The organism is Paenarthrobacter sp. PH39-S1 (genome assembly GCF_030063245.1).
Classification (GTDB): domain Bacteria; phylum Actinomycetota; class Actinomycetes; order Actinomycetales; family Micrococcaceae; genus Arthrobacter_M.
This window is the reverse complement of the sequence record NZ_JASISR010000014.1, coordinates 107375-123393: the sequence shown is the minus strand read 5'-3', so window position 1 is coordinate 123393 and position 16019 is coordinate 107375. Positions and strand designations below refer to the sequence as shown.

Annotated in this window: 16 protein-coding genes and 2 pseudogenes; 10 read left to right on the top strand and 8 right to left on the bottom strand. The window is 64.4% G+C overall.

Going from position 1 to position 16019, the window contains the following annotated elements; translation table 11 throughout:
* Positions 1-211: 211 nt before the first annotated feature.
* The 5 genes and pseudogenes from QMG52_RS10970 to QMG52_RS10950 all read right to left on the bottom strand — a co-directional run bounded on the left by QMG52_RS10970 (position 212) and on the right by QMG52_RS10950 (position 2884).
* Positions 212-358: a hypothetical protein gene (locus QMG52_RS10970; protein ID WP_283560439.1), complete on the bottom strand. Its 147-nt coding sequence runs from the start codon at positions 356-358 to the stop codon at positions 212-214.
* 420 nt (positions 359-778) lie between these two features.
* A pseudogene (locus QMG52_RS22250) lies at positions 779-1099 on the bottom strand (dihydrofolate reductase family protein); the annotation flags it as partial.
* Between the two features lie 34 nt (positions 1100-1133).
* A pseudogene (locus QMG52_RS22245) lies at positions 1134-1397 on the bottom strand (VOC family protein); the annotation flags it as partial.
* Positions 1398-1407: 10 nt separating this feature from the next.
* Positions 1408-1854, bottom strand: coding sequence for an SRPBCC family protein (locus QMG52_RS10955; RefSeq protein WP_283560438.1), 447 nt, complete (start codon positions 1852-1854; stop codon positions 1408-1410).
* A gap of 409 nt (positions 1855-2263) precedes the next feature.
* Positions 2264-2884, bottom strand: a complete 621-nt coding sequence (locus QMG52_RS10950; protein WP_283560437.1) for a TetR/AcrR family transcriptional regulator — start codon at positions 2882-2884, stop codon at positions 2264-2266.
* An 81-nt stretch (positions 2885-2965) separates the two neighbouring features.
* Between QMG52_RS10950 and QMG52_RS10945 the strand changes: the two genes are divergently transcribed.
* The 3 genes from QMG52_RS10945 (at position 2966) to QMG52_RS10935 (ending at position 4995) form a co-directional block, all read left to right on the top strand.
* Positions 2966-3910, top strand: coding sequence for an aldo/keto reductase (locus QMG52_RS10945; RefSeq protein WP_283560436.1), 945 nt, complete (start codon positions 2966-2968; stop codon positions 3908-3910).
* Between the two features lie 246 nt (positions 3911-4156).
* A complete protein-coding gene (locus QMG52_RS10940; protein WP_349361696.1) occupies positions 4157-4822 on the top strand; it encodes an SDR family NAD(P)-dependent oxidoreductase in 666 nt (221 codons plus the stop codon).
* Between the two features lie 17 nt (positions 4823-4839).
* On the top strand, positions 4840-4995 hold the full coding sequence (locus QMG52_RS10935) for a hypothetical protein (protein WP_283560435.1): 156 nt from the start codon (positions 4840-4842) through the stop codon (positions 4993-4995).
* A gap of 282 nt (positions 4996-5277) precedes the next feature.
* On the opposite strand, the gene QMG52_RS10930 is transcribed toward QMG52_RS10935, so the two are convergent.
* Positions 5278-7494, bottom strand: coding sequence for a PEP/pyruvate-binding domain-containing protein (locus QMG52_RS10930; protein WP_283560434.1), 2217 nt, complete (start codon positions 7492-7494; stop codon positions 5278-5280).
* Positions 7495-7524: 30 nt separating this feature from the next.
* Between QMG52_RS10930 and QMG52_RS10925 the strand changes: the two genes are divergently transcribed.
* The 7 genes from QMG52_RS10925 to wecB all read left to right on the top strand — a co-directional run bounded on the left by QMG52_RS10925 (position 7525) and on the right by wecB (position 12501).
* Positions 7525-8208 carry an arsenic resistance protein gene (locus QMG52_RS10925; RefSeq protein WP_283560433.1) on the top strand — a complete coding sequence of 228 codons (684 nt, stop codon included), beginning with the start codon at positions 7525-7527 and terminating at the stop codon, positions 8206-8208.
* A 53-nt stretch (positions 8209-8261) separates the two neighbouring features.
* On the top strand, positions 8262-8693 hold the full coding sequence (locus QMG52_RS10920) for an arsenate reductase ArsC (protein WP_283560432.1): 432 nt from the start codon (positions 8262-8264) through the stop codon (positions 8691-8693).
* A 13-nt stretch (positions 8694-8706) separates the two neighbouring features.
* Complete coding sequence (locus QMG52_RS10915; protein ID WP_283560431.1) at positions 8707-9228, top strand: universal stress protein; 522 nt, start codon at positions 8707-8709, stop codon at positions 9226-9228.
* 16 nt (positions 9229-9244) lie between these two features.
* Positions 9245-9664 (top strand): arsenate-mycothiol transferase ArsC, encoded by a 420-nt coding sequence (locus QMG52_RS10910; RefSeq protein WP_283560430.1) that lies wholly within the window; start codon positions 9245-9247, stop codon positions 9662-9664.
* Positions 9665-10078: 414 nt separating this feature from the next.
* Positions 10079-10405: an ArsR/SmtB family transcription factor gene (locus tag QMG52_RS10905; RefSeq protein ID WP_283560443.1), complete on the top strand. Its 327-nt coding sequence runs from the start codon at positions 10079-10081 to the stop codon at positions 10403-10405.
* Positions 10402-11169, top strand: coding sequence for a cation diffusion facilitator family transporter (locus tag QMG52_RS10900; protein ID WP_283560429.1), 768 nt, complete (start codon positions 10402-10404; stop codon positions 11167-11169). The genes QMG52_RS10905 and QMG52_RS10900 overlap by 4 nt, the downstream gene beginning before the upstream one ends.
* A 186-nt stretch (positions 11170-11355) precedes the next feature.
* Positions 11356-12501, top strand: a complete 1146-nt coding sequence (gene wecB / locus QMG52_RS10895) for a non-hydrolyzing UDP-N-acetylglucosamine 2-epimerase (RefSeq protein ID WP_283560428.1) — start codon at positions 11356-11358, stop codon at positions 12499-12501.
* Positions 12502-13138: 637 nt separating this feature from the next.
* Here wecB and rsmD read toward each other — a convergent pair.
* On the bottom strand, positions 13139-13720 hold the full coding sequence (rsmD, locus tag QMG52_RS10890) for a 16S rRNA (guanine(966)-N(2))-methyltransferase RsmD (RefSeq protein ID WP_283560427.1): 582 nt from the start codon (positions 13718-13720) through the stop codon (positions 13139-13141).
* Positions 13721-13801: 81 nt separating this feature from the next.
* Entirely contained in the window at positions 13802-16015 is a 2214-nt protein-coding gene (locus QMG52_RS10885; protein WP_502920499.1) for an ATP-dependent DNA helicase RecG, read from the bottom strand.
* Between the last annotated feature and the right edge of the window lie 4 nt (positions 16016-16019).

Genomic DNA, 16019 nt, shown 5'->3' with positions numbered 1-16019 from the left:
TGCAGTCGAACACAAGACTCGCCAGCACGACCACCACACCCGGACGGCACCCAATGAGCGGCCCCCCTCATATCAGCCGGGAGCCGCTCACCACTGCCACTTGACAAACGTTCCCTCATATCAGCTGGATCTGTTAATGACCGCCACCGTGATGTTTGAGGGCTGAAGCGGAGGTGCCGCCACTGCTACTCGCGTGGCCTAGTGTAGTGTCTCAGTTTTGCTTTGTGGCTTGGAGGGTTTCGCCGCCGCGGCGGTCTTTTTCGATGATAAAGGCGGCGGTCGCAGTCCAAATCAACGGCTTGGGGCACTCGTTGTTGACGCGGATGTAGGCTTCGATTTTCTCGATTAAATCCGGCACCGAGTGGAAGAACCTGCGGCGCAGTGCCCTCTCCGGGAGATATGAGCGAGAGAAGTCTCGCTACGTCGTTTTCTCTGATGCCCAGGGGGGGGAGCTGATTGCCCCGTTGATGCCTGATTCTTCGGGTACTCATCCTGGGTGCCAGTCAAGGTGGGCACTCGCCCACGTTCGAGAACCATATGGAGACCGTGAAAGTCAAACGGTCTGGTCCAGGGCGGGCGCGCACCCGCCCGGACCGGGCCATGGCTATGACAGGGAAGCCTGCAAGCGGCGCAACGTCGTCGAACGCAGCTTCAACACCCTCAAGCAGTGGCGGTCACGGGCCACCCGGTACGACAAACACGCCCTCACGTACAGATCGGCCGCTGCCCTACAGGCCGTCGTCATCTGGGGCGCAGTACTGGTATTGGAAGATACGCCCTAGCCCTCCTGGTCGACGACCGACATATCGCCGACGCCAGGCGTGCCATCGGCGAGTGCGTAGCGCCGCAGCACCGCACCCTTCGGTGAGGCGACGGCCGGCTCCATGAGTCTGAGGTTCGTCGGAACCACCCCGTCGGCGAAGACCTTCCTTCCACCGCCGAGGAGGATCGGATACACCCAGAGCGTGAGCCGATCGAAAAGCCGCTCGGCGAACAGGGTCTGCACGAAGTTGAGACTGCCGATGACGTGGATGTTCGCGTGCCGGTCGCGCAGTTCGCGCCCGGCGGCGACGACATCGAGAATGTCCGCAAGCCAATGATTCTCCGCCGGCGTAGTTCGGCTCTCTTGTCTTGTTCGAGGGCGTACGAAGAGTAGGGACGACGGGGTTGCCCCACCAGTCGTGGCGCTGGTTGCCGTGGACGTCGCAGATGATGGTGGGGTAGTCGGGGTCGCCGGTGTGGTAGTCCTGGGTGTAGATTCCGATGCGGTGGCCGTCCGGGTCCAGGATGTAGAGGCAGAATGCGTTGGAGACGCCGTGTCGGCCGGGACCGCGTTCGATCCGGTTGGAGATGCGCAGGGCGCCCATCTTGTCGCACATCTGGATGATGTTGTACTTGTCGCGCCGGCTATAGGCTCTTTTCGAGGATCCGCTTGAGGTTCTGCAGATTCTGTGGGAGCTGCTTGCGTGCCAGGCGCCGGGCAACGCCCGGAATAAGGTACCTCCCTATTCCATGGCCTTCAAAGTCCATGTCGATGGTCAGTCGCGTCGCGGTGCCGTCCCGAACGGGTTCGATGGTGCCGTGGACGTTGGCTGTGAGTGGGCCACCGACGCCCTCGATCGACCAGGTCCGCGCTGGGTGGTACCTGCTAATTACTTCGGTCCTGGCGAATCTTCCCGGCCCAATTTTCCGGGTGACGGCAGCCCGAGCACCAGGTCCAGCCGGAGAATCCCCGATAGGTCTGGCCGAGACTGCGCCGACCTGCCAATCCGGGAACTTAGAAAAATCGGTCGCATAGGAGAATACTTCCTCCGGCCGAAGGGCTATCTCAATGCTTTGGCGGATCGGCTTCACCGATTCCCCCTAAGTTTGCTTGAACCTGTCCTTCTGCGATTCTACCCCCGGGCACCTCTTACACCGGTCGCTGATTCTGTTTCTTGTGGCTGGCCAAGCTGGCCTCAGACGGCAAAGAAGCCCAGCGACCGTTCGACGCTTCGCGTCTACGAGTTCCTCGGCCGTGCAATGACGTCCAGCCGTCAAGCCAAAGAGGGTTTCACGGTGAGGGCGACGGGCTTCTGGCGAGGGGCTTCTGGAGTAGCTCCAGGAAGACGACCTTTCGGGGCTTTTGCGGCTGCTCCTCGCCTCATTTCCAGCCCAAGCCAAACACGAGCAGGATGAAGCCTCAAGAAAGGCTGGGTACTAACGTCCGCGACCATCCCTTGGCGCGACAGAGCAGCTGGGCCGCATGGTTACGATCCGGGACTCATCGACGAGGTTGCGGCCGAAGCGCGTCAACCACGAGTGTCAGCAAGCGGTCGGTTTGCTCCGAGGTGTTGTTGGTCGTTGTCGACAGGAACACTCCGAGAAGCATCACCGTGACGTCTTCCGGGTCGACATCCGCCCTGAGCGACCCCGCTAGTGCTCCGGCAGCCAGGAGTGTTCCGATCGCGGCAGTGACACGTTCTCGTGTGGTGGGTGTGCTGATTCGTCCGGAGGCCCAGCCAGCGCGGAGAGTGTCGATCATTCCGCGTTTCGTTGCGATGAATTCGGCATAGCGGTTCATCCAGGCGCGTAGCGCGACGTCGGGCGGGAACTGCTCAAGCAGGGTTTGGGCGCTCGTGGCGACGTCGTCAAGTCCGGCCGCGTAGACCGCCTCGATGAGTGACTCGCGGCTCGGGAAGTGGCGGTATAGGGTCCCGATCCCCACCCCGGCCTCCCGGGCGATGCCCTCAAGGGGAACAGTGTCGTCGGCGGCAGCGAAGGCGGAACGGGCAACAGCAATGAGCCTGTCGCGATTCCGTTGTGCGTCCTGACGGAGGGGACGCGCGGACTCGGCAGTCGCAGAGGACTGCCGTTTGGGTGTAGTCGTTTCCGGCGGGAACAAAGCGGAGGAACCTCCGTTAGTGTTAGTGTGGCGTATTGGAGGAACCTCCGGTTCCATCATGCTCTCACAGGAAGGCCCCAAATGACTTCCCCCGACAATCCCCCTTCGTCCGCACGTCCGACCGGTACGTCCCGTCCCGGCGGGTCGGCTCCGCTGGGCGGCCGTGAAGTTGGACGCATCGGCTATGGCGCGATGCAGCTCGAACGACTCCATGGCGACCGCGCCACAGCGACTGCGCTGCTGCGCCGCGCGGTGGAACTCGGCGTCGATCATGTTGACACGGCCCAGTTTTACGGCAATGGTCTGGTCAACGACCTCATCCGTGAGGCGTTGCGTCCGGACGATGAGGTTCTGGTTGTGACCAAAGTCGGTGCCGCTCCGAACCCGGGCGGCACCATTCCGCTTCGTCTCGCCCAGCGGCCCGAGGAGTTGCGGGCAGGTGTCGAGGAGAACCTGCGCGGCCTCGGCGTTGAACAGCTTCCGGTCGTGAACCTGCGTCGAGCGGACACCGGACCGGGGCTTCGAGCCAGCGCGGACCAGGTTGTGGACATCGACGATCAACTCGCGGTGATGACGGCAATGCGGAACGAGGGCAAGATCGGCGCGATCGGGCTCAGCAGCGTCACCATCGAGGGACTGCGTCGGGCCCTTCCTGCTGGCATCGTCTGCGTGCAGAACGCCTATAGCCTCGTGGCCCGCGGAGACGAAGACATGCTTGGGCTGTGTGCGGCCGAAGGCATCGCCTGGGTGCCCTATTTCCCGCTCGGCAGTGCGTTCCCCGGGCTGCCGAAAGTGACGGAGGAGCCGGCGGTCCAGACCGCGGCGCACTCGCTCGGCGTCACTGCCTCGCAGGCCGGTCTAGCCTGGCTGCTGCACCATGCGCCGAATATTCTACTGATTCCCGGTACAGCTGATATCGGCCACCTGGAGGCGAACATCGCCGTCGGGACAATCACGCTCGACTCCGCAACGCTCGCCAGGCTGGATGCCGTCCCGACGCGCGCAGCCGACGTGCTGCTGGGCTGATAGTCCGCCCCTGGACGTGAATATCCGCACGAGCACCACGGGGCACCCCGGCATCTAGTCCGTCGTCATCGACACCAGCGACGCCGCGTCCACCGCAACCGCGGCGCAGGACGTGATGCGCCGGTTCCCGAAAACGAACGTGTTGATTCCCATGGCCGGGATCATGCTGCCGCAAGACCTGCATTCCCCGGACTTCCTGCCCACGGCCGAGGCGAACGTGGCCACGAACCTTCTCGGTCCGCTCCGCTGCGCCTGATCGGCGCGTTCAGCCCGTTCCTCGTTCGCCAGGACGCCGCCGCGATCATCACCGTCTCATCCGGTCTGGCCTTCGTACCGCTGCCGATCACGCCGACCTACAACGCGACCAAGGCTGCCATCCACTCCTTCACGGAGAGTCTGCGGGTGCAGCTGGCTGACACAAGTATCCAGGTCATCGAGCTCGTTCCGCCCGGGGTGCGCACCACGCTGATGGGTCAGCAGGACTCCGAGCAGGCCATGCCCCTCGGTGAGCCGTGGTCGCCGTTGATCCTTCGAGACGTGTTCGTCGGCATCACCCGCTTTGACCAGCTGCAGGCCGACCTGGGCATCTCCCGCAAGGTGCTCACTGAGCGCCTGAAGTGGCTCGTCGACCATGACGTACTCGCTCGGCAGCCGTACTCGATGCATCCGCCACGGGAGGAGTATGTGCTCACCGGCAAGGGCCGCGAGTTGTGCGACCTGCTGCTGGTGATGGCTGCGTGGGGGGACCGGTGGACCGCCGGGGAGGAAGGTCCTCCCGTACTGTACCGACACCACGACTGCGGACAGATTACCCACGCGGAACTGCGGTGCGCCGCGTGCGCGGCGCCGATGCGGGCCAGCGACGTGGACGCGCTTCCTGCTGCGGGATACATGGCCGTCGGCACGACCTGACTCGGCAGCAGGGCTGGTTGGCCATCGGCAACGCGGAACAGGTCAGCGACAGCTTCGACGCCTGGCTGAGGCAGACCCTGAGCCAATCTGGCGTGGCAGACCTGCGGCGCAACCTCCAACTCATCATCGCTGCTGAGCGCACTGACCGGGAGACGATCCCGTGGAACAGTTGACGAGGACGGAGTTGGCATAAGTGCACGGACCCGATGGGGCAGGGCAGACTGCGGGCCGTTCGTCCAGTCACCTCGTTACCGACGTGAAAGAGTGCTGACGTAAGGGACGGGCTGGAAGGCGCGGGAGCCCAGCAGATCTCAGTGGTTGGCGGCGGCTACGACGTGAACGCCGAGAAGCCAAGGAAGGCTGCTGTCGTCGAGGCGACGTTGAGTCCTATGCACGGTTCAGACCGATCATCATCTATCTCGACTCAGTACTTCCGATCAGCATGATCTGCCATCTCACGCAAGCGGGAAAACATATCCCGACGTGCCATCGACGGTAACGAGTTGTCCGGTCTTCAACTGTCGAGTTGCGTCGACCGTTCCGACGACGGCAGGTATGCCATATTCGCGAGCGACCAGTGACGCATGCGCTGCTAATGTGCCGCCGTCCGTGACCACGGCCGCAGCGCGGGAGAACAGGGGCGTCCAAGCGGGTGCGGTCGCTCTGGCTAGAAGGACCTCACCATCCTTGAAATCGCTGAAGTCCGCTGGACTGCTGATGAGTCGCACCCGCCCGGTGGCACGGCCTGCGCTTGCGGGTTGGCCGACGATTGCTCCCTCCGGTATTTGTCGTTGGCCGCGAGCGTCTTCCACCATTCGGGCGACGAGGTCGCCGATGAGGCGCGGCGGACGCCCGAGCGACAGAGGTGGCGAGAGACGGGTCTGTCTCTTCCATGTTGTTCGCTGTTTTTCTACCTCGCCGGCGAGAGATGTCGTGGTTTCAAGCTGCTGGCGGATCACGAAGAACACGTCGTCGGGGTTAGCGATGATGCCGTCAGCGTGCATGAGTTCGCCCAGTCGCCTGACGCAGTCACGAAGGAGAGGCCAGCCGAGGGTGAGATCCCTGGCTTGCTCTTCTCGGATGACGGCGTAGCGTTGGGCAACACGGAGGAGGGCATCGAACTGCGCGAGAGTTTTCGGTTGGACTGCGAGAGCTCTCCGGCACGTCACTTCTGCGCTCTCCCGTTGTTCTGCGAGTTCCGCCTGTCGAGTCGGCGAGAACAGTGTTGGGTTCGGGGGGAGTTCGCCCACGGTCGGTTGGTACCAGTCAAGGCTTTGAACGGCGTGGGCGGGAACCGACGGTTCTGCCCCGGCCAGCCCACGGAGCAGTATTTGCACTCCGCCGTCGAGTTCGGCTTCGAACTCCGAGCCCAAATGTTCGCGGCAGAATTTAGCGAGCCGGGACTCCATCTTCCAGGCCGACCCGCCGACGATCGCGAGAAACCACAGGTATTGTCCGGCTGCCAATCCGACGCGGTCAATGGTAGCGATCAAGCCTTGCCGATCCGCACGCCTAGCGCCAGGCCCCAAGGCGGCGATCAACTTGCGGTATGCGGGAAGGTGGGAGTCCTTCCATTGCCAATACAACGCGGCGAGAATTGCACGGTCAGCGCGCACCGGGTTCCGGCTGACTTGCACGAGCGCGTTGAATAACACCTTGACGATGCGGCCACGGCTTTGGATGAGCGCACGAGCTATGAGCCGCGGGCCAGGTATGGGTGCGGCGTTGAAGTACCAGCCGTTCACGCTGGCGTAGCGGAACGGCACCACCGTCCCGATAGTCGCCTTCATCCCGTCGAGGTACCCGCGTTCAAGCACAGGGACGAGCCAATCAGCAAATAATGGCGTCATTGCGTCCGGTATCCACTCACCGAGCCGGAAGTTCCTCATCCACAGGCCTGGCCCAGGCGGGTTCCATCCCGTCGGGGAGGGGACGGCGGTCATGTTGCGGGCCTGCAATAGAAACAGTGTGTCGCCCTGAAACGCCCATTCGATGTCCTGCGGCGAACCGTATCGCTGCGCAACCAGGGCCGCCAGCGCGGCGACCGCCGTTGCCTGACCTTCGACAAGCACGGGTGGACTATGGCTGCGGCTGCGCTCAGTACGCTCGGCACCAACAGCCCACTCCTCACCCACTGTCTCGCCGCCGACCAGTGGCTCACCGAGACCCGTCACCGCGGTCACAACGACCTCATCAACTCCTGTGAACGGGTTCACTGTGAACGCCACGCCGGCCGAATCGGCATCGACCATCGCCTGGACAAGCGCCGCCATCGGCTGCCTCCTCGTGACCGTCGTGCGCTGATTCCGATAGCCCTGCACACGCTCAGTCCGCGCAGAGGCAAAACAGCGCTCGACCGCCCCGGCTAAGTCATCGGCCCTGACGTTGAGGAACGTCGCGTAGAGTCCCGCATACGACGCGTCCGGCAAGTCTTCGGCGGCGCCGGAGGACCTGACAGCGAAAAGACGCGCCCCGGTGCGGACAGCCCATTCACGCAGAACCGGCGCATCGATGATGGTGCCCTCCTGATCTATTGCGGCTTCTGTCACGACAAACCCTGTCGGGACGCGGAATCCCGCCGAAAGGAGGTCGGCAAGAGCGGCAGCTTTGCCGCCGATGACGTTGCGATCAGCGAGGCTCGCATCCTCCAAGCCGACCAACGGGGCATCCATGATTCACTCCTTGCGTAGCATCCCTACCTATTGGCACGCTACTCTTTTTCTGCCGCGAAGAACGACCTGGCCTGCGGTGACCGGGAGGCCGCCACAGTGCTGGTGCTGATCAACTCCGTCTTCCAGGTCATCGCCTTCGGCGCCCTGGGCTGGTTCTACCTGCAGGTCCTGCCCGCCTGGCTGGGGCTGCCGACGACGTCGGCTGACTTCTCGTTCTGGGCCATCACCGCCTCGGTGCTGATCTTCCTCGGCATTCCGCTGCTGGCAGGTTTCCTGACCCGGGCCGTCGGCGAGAGGGCCCGCGGCCGGGACTGGCATGAGGGCAAGTTCCTTCCCAAGCTAGGGCCGTGGGCGCTGTACGGGTTGTTGTTCACCATCGTGCTGCTGTTCGCACTCCAGGGCGACTCCATCACCTCCAAGCCGGTGGAGGTCGCCCGGATCGCGCTGCCTCTGCTGGTCTACTTCATCGTCGTTTTCAGTGCCGGCATGGTCATCGGCCGGGCGTTGAAGCTGGGCTACGCCAAAACCACCACCCTGGCCTTCACGGCGTCGGGGAACAATTTTGAGCTCGCCATCGCAGTGGCGATTGGCACCTTCGGAGTCACCAGCGGACAGGCCTTGGCCGGCGTCGTTGGCCCCCTCATCGAGGTCCCGGTCCTGGTAGCCCTGGTCTACGTGGCCCTCTGGGCGCGCAAAAGATTTTTCGCCAGCTAGCCACTCTCAGTTCGCTACAAAATCCCAAAACTTTCCGTCAGGAGCCTGAATTCATGAGCATCACCGAAACCACCAAGAAGCCCTCCGTCCTGTTCGTCTGCGTGCACAACGCCGGCCGCTCCCAAATGGCCGCCGCCCTGCTGACCAAGCACGCCCAAGGTGCTGTGCATGTCCGCTCCGCCGGGTCCGCGCCGGTCGCCGAGCTGGAGCCATCTGTCGTTGCTGCCATGGCCGAGGCCGGTATCGACCTCGCCGAGGAGTTCCCCAAGCCACTGACCGATGACGTGGTGCGCGCTGCCGACGTCGTTATCACCATGGGGTGTGGGGATTCGTGCCCGATCTACCCGGACAAGCAGTATCTTGATTGGAAGATCGACGACCCGGCGGCGAAGGATTTGGCAGGGGCGAGGGAGATCCGGGATGAGATCGACCTGCTGGTCCGGGAGCTCCTGACCGGACTCACCACCGCCAGCAAGGAACGCTAGGGAAGAGAATGTCATGAGCGATCAACCAGCAAGGGCACGTTTTAGTGGTTCGCCGGTCATTGTTGGAGTCATGCCCGGGCAAAATCCGGCGGTGTGGGACCGGGCCCTGGAACTGGCCGAAAGCTGGTCCGTGCCGCTCATTGCGGCGTTCGTGGATCCGGCCAGCTACTTGATCGAATGGACCCCGGGCAACCAGGTGCTGCCGATCTCCCTGGACCCGGTTTTGGGGACAGACGATGACACCGCCATCGCTGCAGCACAACTCAAAGAGGGACTCGCTGCCGCGGCGGCCGGCTACGACGTGGACTGGTCCTTGCGGATCATTGGCGGGGACCCTGCCCTGGCCTTGGGCCGCCTGGCTGAAGCGGCCGGGGCCTCCACCATCATTATTGGCGCCCGTCGCCCTGGATTCATGGCCAAGGTCGATGAACTCGTTTCCGGATCCCTCATGCACCGACTCCTCACCACCCAAACCGTCCCGGTCCTGGGTATCCCTTCCCCCGAGGTGCAACAGCACTTCCACTCCCACGGCTGAAAGAAGAACCCCGACGATGACCAGCAAACCAGGCGTTCTCTTTGTCTGCGTGAAAAACGGCGGCAAGTCCCAGGTGGCCGGCGGACTCATGCGCCACCTCACCGGCGACACCGTCACCGTCTACACCGCCGGCACCAAACCCGGATCCTCGCTGAACGCCCAGTCGGTGAAGTCCTTGACCGAGCTGGGGATCGACATCAGCGATGAGCACACAAAGCCCATCACCGCCGAGATGCTCGCCAACGTCGACCTGATCGTCACCCTGGGCAAAGAGGCTGTCGTGGACCCGGTGCCGGGGATTGAGATCCGCAACTGGGACACCGATGAACCCTCCGAACGCGGCATCGAGGGGATGGAGCGGATGCGCCTAATCCGGGACGACATCCAAGTCCGCGTCCAGGTATTGACGGCTGAACTCAGCGCAAACAACAACTGATATATGGGCAGCCCACGTGCACACCCCGATCCGGTGTCCATGTCCGGCCACTGGTCATAGCCCCGTCAGTGACGTTCTTCGACTGTTCTGGTGCTGTTCCTAAAACGACCGGTTCTGAGACGGTTTGCGGGTCCAGCGGCGCGCCGATCAAAAATCGTCCACAACCCGTCTCACAACCTATCCCGAGAACCTCAATGTTGTGAGACGGGTTGTGCGACAGTTGCCAAATGACGACCCAACATTTCTGTCATTTTCCGAAGTCGTCTGCACGGAATGTCTAAAGGCCTCTGCGCGGCACCGCCGTGCCGAAAGCCCTAGCGCGTGGAGGTGCGTCTCGTCGCCGGGTAGCGAATACCGAAACCGCCGCAGCGTACAGATACTCATGAATACATGATTATCTGTACTATTGAGTTCATGGAGACCCTTTCAACGACAGCCGTCCTGGCCCGTTTCGGCAAAGCTCTGGCTGATCCGACCAGGTCCTCGATCCTAATGACGCTCAAGGACGGCGGCGCTTTTCCGGCGGACCTTGCCGATTCGATCGGGGTGAGCCGGCAGATACTCTCGAACCATCTGGCCTGTCTGCGGGACTGCGGGCTGGTGATCGCGGAACCGGTCGGGCGGCGGGTCCGCTACGAACTTTCCGATGGAAAGCTCGCCCATGCGCTCGAGGATCTGCTTGAGGTGATCCTGACGGTGGAGCCGATCTGCTCGTGCCCGATTGAGGACTGCGTCGTATGAGTGGCCTCGCCGTTGACCGGCGCAGGGTCCTGAACCGTCGGATCCGTTGGTTCGTGGCGGCGACGATCAGCTACAACGTCATCGAGGCGGTCGTCGCCATTGCCGCCGGGACGGCGGCGTCTTCGGTCGCGTTGATCGGGTTCGGCCTGGATTCGGTCGTGGAGGTGCTCTCCGCTGCCGCGGTTGCGTGGCAGTTCGCCGGCAGCGACCCCGAAAAACGGGAAAAGACCGCACTGCGGATCGTGGCATTCTCATTCTTTGCGCTGGCAGCCTATCTGGTGGTCAGCTCGGGGCTGAAGTTTCTCGGCGTCGCCGAGCCTGTGGGTTCCCCCGTGGGTCTCGGTCTGACGGCGCTGAGCCTGCTGATCATGCCACTGCTCTCCTACGGGCAGCGGCGAACCGGGAGGGAACTGGGGTCCCGGAGTGCGGTCGCGGATTCGAAGCAAACACTATTGTGTACCTACCTTTCCGGCGTGGTCTTCCTCGGCCTGCTGGTCAACACCCTGTGGGGTTGGACCTGGGCGGACCCCGTCGCCGCTCTGGTCATCGCCGGCCTCGCAATCAAAGAGGGTCGGGAAGCCTCCCGCGGGGATGGCTGCTGCGCCGCCCCCGCCTGGCAGGACGTCACCGACGAGACGGCGGTGCAGGACGCCTGCTGCGGAGCGGACGGCTGCACGGACAACGACTCCCAAACCACTTTGCAAATGAGGCTACGGCGAACATTTTTGCAACGCCAATCAGGTGTTAACGCCAACCGAAAATAGGGCCAGAAACGCCAACTGAGAATAGGGGCACCGACCTTTATGGAAGGTGTATGGTCCGTACACCCGTCACGGCCGGCGAACTGCCGCAATGCTTCGGAGCAGCACATCCCCGCGGCCAATCCCGCGCCGCGTTGGAAAGCTCGGTAGACTCCAGAGGACCAAACCACGTCCCACCCGGGGGAACCCATGCTCAAGCTGATGCCGATCTACGGTACGCGCCCGGAGGCCATCAAAATGGCCCCCATCATCAAAGCCATCCAGGAATCCCCCGACTTCGAGTGCGTCGTGACCGTGACCGGCCAGCACAGGGAAATGCTCGACCAGGTCAACAAACTCTTCGGCATCACCCCCGACCACGACCTGAACATCATCTCGCCCCGCCAGACCCTCAACTCGATCATGGCCAAAACCCTCACCGGTCTTGACCTGTTGTTCCAAGCCGGCGCACCGGACGCCGTGATCGTCCAAGGCGACACCACCACGTCCACGGCCGCCGCCATCGCCGCTTTTTACCGCGGCATCCCCGTCGTCCACGTCGAGGCCGGACTGCGCAGCGGAGACCTCTTCTCCCCGTTCCCCGAAGAGGGCAACCGCAAAATCTCCAGCCACATCTCCAGCCTCCACCTGGCCCCCACCTCGGTCAGCAAGGCCAACCTCCTGCGCGAAAACATCAACCCCAAAGACATTGTGGTCACCGGAAACACCGTGATCGACGCCCTGCTGGAAACGGTCGAAAAGGGCGTCCCGTTCCACGACCAGACGCTCAGGGACCTGGCGGATTCGGGCAAGGAAGTCCTGCTCGTCACCACGCACCGGCGGGAAAACCAAGGGAACACGATGGGTGGCATCGGCCGGGCGCTGGCCCGCATCGCCGACGCGTACCCGGAGCTGACCATCGTCCTTCCGTTGCACAAAAACCCGGCCGTCCGCGAAGCCGTTCTGCCCTCGATCGCCGGCAAACCTAACGTCATCATCACCGAACCGCTGGCCTACGGCGAATTCACCCGCCTGCTGTCCCTCGCCCGCGTGGTGCTCACCGATTCCGGCGGCGTCCAGGAAGAGGCACCCAGTCTGGGCAAACCCGTGCTGGTGATGCGGAACAACACCGAGCGACCGGAAGCGGTATCGGCTGGCACGGTCAAGCTGATCGGGACCGACGAAGCCGTTATTTTCCAGGAAGTCTCGGCCCTACTCGATGACCCGGCGGCGTTTTCGGCGATGGCCAACGCCGTGAATCCATACGGCGACGGGGGCGCGGCGGCACGCTGCCTGGCCGCCATTGCGGAACTCCTGAACGTCGGCGAGCGCCTGCCGGACTTCAACGGCAGTTGAACGACGACGGCGGCACTCCAGCCGGCCGGCCGTCAAGCCGAGCGCTGCTCGCGCCGGACTATATCCCGCACGGCATCGACTGCGACCGGTTAGTATATGAGCGGCGCAGGGAAACTCACGGCCAGCAAATCCGGGTGCTACTCCGCGAACTCGGCCACCGAACTGTCCGACCCCGACACTGTTGTCAAACAGGTGCTGACCGCTCCGAGTGGTGGCGCCGAGCCCAATGGGCTCTAGACAACGCCATGTCTGCGGATCTGGAGAGGCGTGCGTTGGGGATAGGCATCCTCACTGTCCTGGCACAGCGAACCGGCCAAGGCCCGCCGCTCCGCTTCAACGACCGGCACCGACCGCTTTTGGCACTCCCGCTGTGGTTCCGCCCGGGCCGAAGCGCGGACCCCATGCTGCAGCCGATCTCCGGGTCGAAGTCGCTGCCGCAAAGCTCCGGGTAGTGCTGGACTCCCGGCTTGGCCGCGAGACACCGTCCTGGGTCTCTCGCTAGCGGAGGAAGACTACTAGGACAGCACACCCAGTCGGCCCGCTGGAATCACAGGAGAACCGCTTCGCGTCCTGGCGCCACTGATTCAAGCCCCGACGAATTCCGGGCCTAAGGTCGTCGTAACTGCAGCCTGGGACATCAATCTCCGTCGGCTGGTTCGGCGAACCAAAGCCTGGTCTCGCCGTACTTCTTCTCGGCGAAGCGCTCGACGGCGGCGGGCCAGGCAGGCTCCGGGGACCGGGTCGAGCGCTCCAGCACGATCACGGCTTCGGGGGCCAGATCGGGTGCCAGCGCGGCCAGGGCCGCGGTGACGGCCGCTTCGCCTAGTGGATAGGGCGGGTCCATAAAGACCAGGTCCCAGCGGTCCACGCCGGTGTCCCGGACCCGTCCGAGAAACGATTCCACCTTGGAGCGCTGCACGGTGACCACCTTGCGGCCGAGGATGTCGTTGATGATGGCGGCGTTCCGCTGGCAGACGCCGGCAGCTCCGCCGTCGTACTCGACGAGCTCCACCGAGGCCGCGCCGCGGCTGGCGCTCTCCACACCCAGGGACCCGGAGCCGGCAAACAGGTCCAGCACGTGCGCCCCGGCCAGGGCATCCATGGACTCCAGCCGCGAAAACAGTGCCTCCTTGACCCGGTCCGTGGTCGGGCGCGTGACCGTTCCGGGGACTGAAATCAGGGGTGTCCCACCGGCCACGCCGGCAATGATCCGCGTCACCTCACGTGCCCTGCCGGGACAACGACGGAGGCCATGGGCCACGTCCGGCCAGCTCCCCGCTCCCCCGCCGCGGCGGCGCCATCAACCACGCTCAAGGAACGCCTCTTTCTCCGGATTCAAATATGCTTCGATGGCCGCCTCCAGGGCGGAATTCTCCCGCAATTGCGGGTCTTTCTGCACGATCTCCCAGGCGTCGTCCCGGGCCTGGGAGATGATGTCCTCGTGCTGGAGCACCCGCAGCAGCCGCAGCGTGGAGCGGCCGCCGGACTGCGAGGCGCCCAGGATGTCGCCTTCCCGGCGCAGCTTCAGATCCTCCTGGGAGAGGATGAAGCCGTCCGTGGTGGCGGCGACGGCGTCCAGCCGGCGCCTGCTCGGATGCCCCGCTTCCAGACTGGTCACCAGCAGGCAGGTTCCCGGCAGTCCGCCGCGGCCCACCCGGCCGCGGAGCTGGTGAAGCTGGGAGATGCCAAACCTGTCGGCGTCCAGGATGACCATCAGTGTGGCGTTGTGCACGTCCACGCCCACCTCGATCACGGTGGTGGAGACCAGCAGATCGACCTCGCCGGCGGCGAAGGCTGCCATGGTGTCGGTCTTTTCATCGGTGTCCAGTCTGCCGTGCAGGGCCTCGATCCGGACGCCGGCCAGGGCGGGCTCGGTCCTGAGCTGTTCGACGACGGCGGTCACCTCCGCGAGCTCGCGGGTGTCACGGGCGTCGCGGGTTGGGGCGCTCGATTGGTCGGACAGCGGTTCCGAGCCGTCGCCGTCGTCGTCCGTCCCGATCCGCGGACAGACCACGTACACCTGGCGCCCGGCGTCGATCTCCTCGCGGGCGCGGGTCCAGATCCGGCGCACCCAGGCGGGGTGTTCCGCCAGACCAACCTGGTGCGTGGAAATCGGCGCACGCCCGGCCGGGAGCTCTCGCAGCACGGAGGTGTCCAGGTCACCGAAGACGGTCATGGCCACGGTGCGGGGAATGGGGGTGGCCGTCATCACCAGCAGGTGCGGGGGCTTGTGCGCCTTGACGCGGAGGGCATCACGCTGCTCGACGCCGAAGCGGTGCTGTTCGTCCACCACGATCAGGCCCAGGTCGAAGAACTGCACGTTGTCCGACAGCAGTGCGTGCGTGCCGATGACGATCCCGGCTGTCCCGGCGGCGGCGTCGAGCATGGCGCGTTTGCGGGCCGCGGCCGGCATGGACCCGGTCAGCAGCGTCACTTGGGTGCCGCCGTCCGCCCCGCCCAGCATACCGCCCTCGGCCAGCGGTCCCAGAATGGCGCGGATGGACTGGTGGTGCTGGGCCGCGAGGACCTCGGTGGGGGCCAGCAGTGCCGCCTGACCGCCGGAATCGATCACCTGGAGCATGGCACGCAGCGCCACCACCGTCTTGCCGGAGCCGACTTCGCCCTGCAGCAGCCGATTCATCGGATGCTGCGCGGACAGCTCCGCGGCCAGCACCGCGCCCACGGACTGCTGCCCAGGGGTCAGGGTGAACGGCAGCCCGGCGTCAAAGGCGGCCAGCAGTCCGTCCGCGGAACCGCGCCGGGCGGTGGCGTCCTCCGCGGCGGTCTGGGCGCGCCGCCGCGCCAGCGCGGTCTGCAGCACCAGCGCCTCCTGGTAGCGGAACCGGTCCCGGGCCCGCTGCCAGTCCTGCGGATCGGACGGGGAGTGGATCTGGTGGTACGCATCCTCCAGGCTCATGAATTTCCCGCGGCGCACAATCTCCGCGGGCAGCGGATCCCGTAGCCCGCTGAAGTCCACGATCACCAGCACCGCCTCCACCACGCGCTGGATTTTCCAGCTCGGCAGTTTCGCCGTGGCGGAATACACCGGCACGGGCCGGGCATGGAATTCCGCTTCATGGCCAGCCAGTTCATCATCCGGGAGCAGCTCAAACAGCGGGTTGGTCAGCGTGCGGGCACCGTTGTACACGGTCACTTTTCCGGAAAACAGCGCCAGGACCCTTGGCCGCAGGTCTCTTTCGGCCTGGTGGCCGTTGAAAAAACTGATCTTCAGGCTGCTCAGGCCGCCGGTATCGTCCGTCACCACCACATCGGTGATGAAGCCCTTGCGCTCGCGCATTCGGCGCTTCGTCGCGGACAGCACCCGGGCCAGGATGGTGACGTCCTCGTTCACCGGAATCTTGTCGATGGCTGTCAGCTCGCCGCGGTTGAGATAGCGCCGCGGGAAGTAGTTCAGCAGCTCGCCCACGGTCGTGAGCCCCAGGTGCTTTTCGATCCCCGCGGCGGAGGCCTTCCCGATCAGCCGGTCCAGCGGCTTGTCGAAATCGCCTGGCACGGGC

Coding starts and splice junctions, on each gene's coding strand:
- QMG52_RS10930 (WP_283560434.1), bottom strand. CDS start 7,494: ATGGATGCCCCGTTGGTCGGCTTGGAGGATGCGAGCCTCGCTGATCGC.
- QMG52_RS10900 (WP_283560429.1), top strand. CDS start 10,402: ATGAGTGGCCTCGCCGTTGACCGGCGCAGGGTCCTGAACCGTCGGATC.
- wecB (WP_283560428.1), top strand. CDS start 11,356: ATGCTCAAGCTGATGCCGATCTACGGTACGCGCCCGGAGGCCATCAAA.
- QMG52_RS10905 (WP_283560443.1), top strand. CDS start 10,079: ATGGAGACCCTTTCAACGACAGCCGTCCTGGCCCGTTTCGGCAAAGCT.
- QMG52_RS10910 (WP_283560430.1), top strand. CDS start 9,245: ATGACCAGCAAACCAGGCGTTCTCTTTGTCTGCGTGAAAAACGGCGGC.
- QMG52_RS10945 (WP_283560436.1), top strand. CDS start 2,966: ATGACTTCCCCCGACAATCCCCCTTCGTCCGCACGTCCGACCGGTACG.
- QMG52_RS10915 (WP_283560431.1), top strand. CDS start 8,707: ATGAGCGATCAACCAGCAAGGGCACGTTTTAGTGGTTCGCCGGTCATT.
- QMG52_RS10920 (WP_283560432.1), top strand. CDS start 8,262: ATGAGCATCACCGAAACCACCAAGAAGCCCTCCGTCCTGTTCGTCTGC.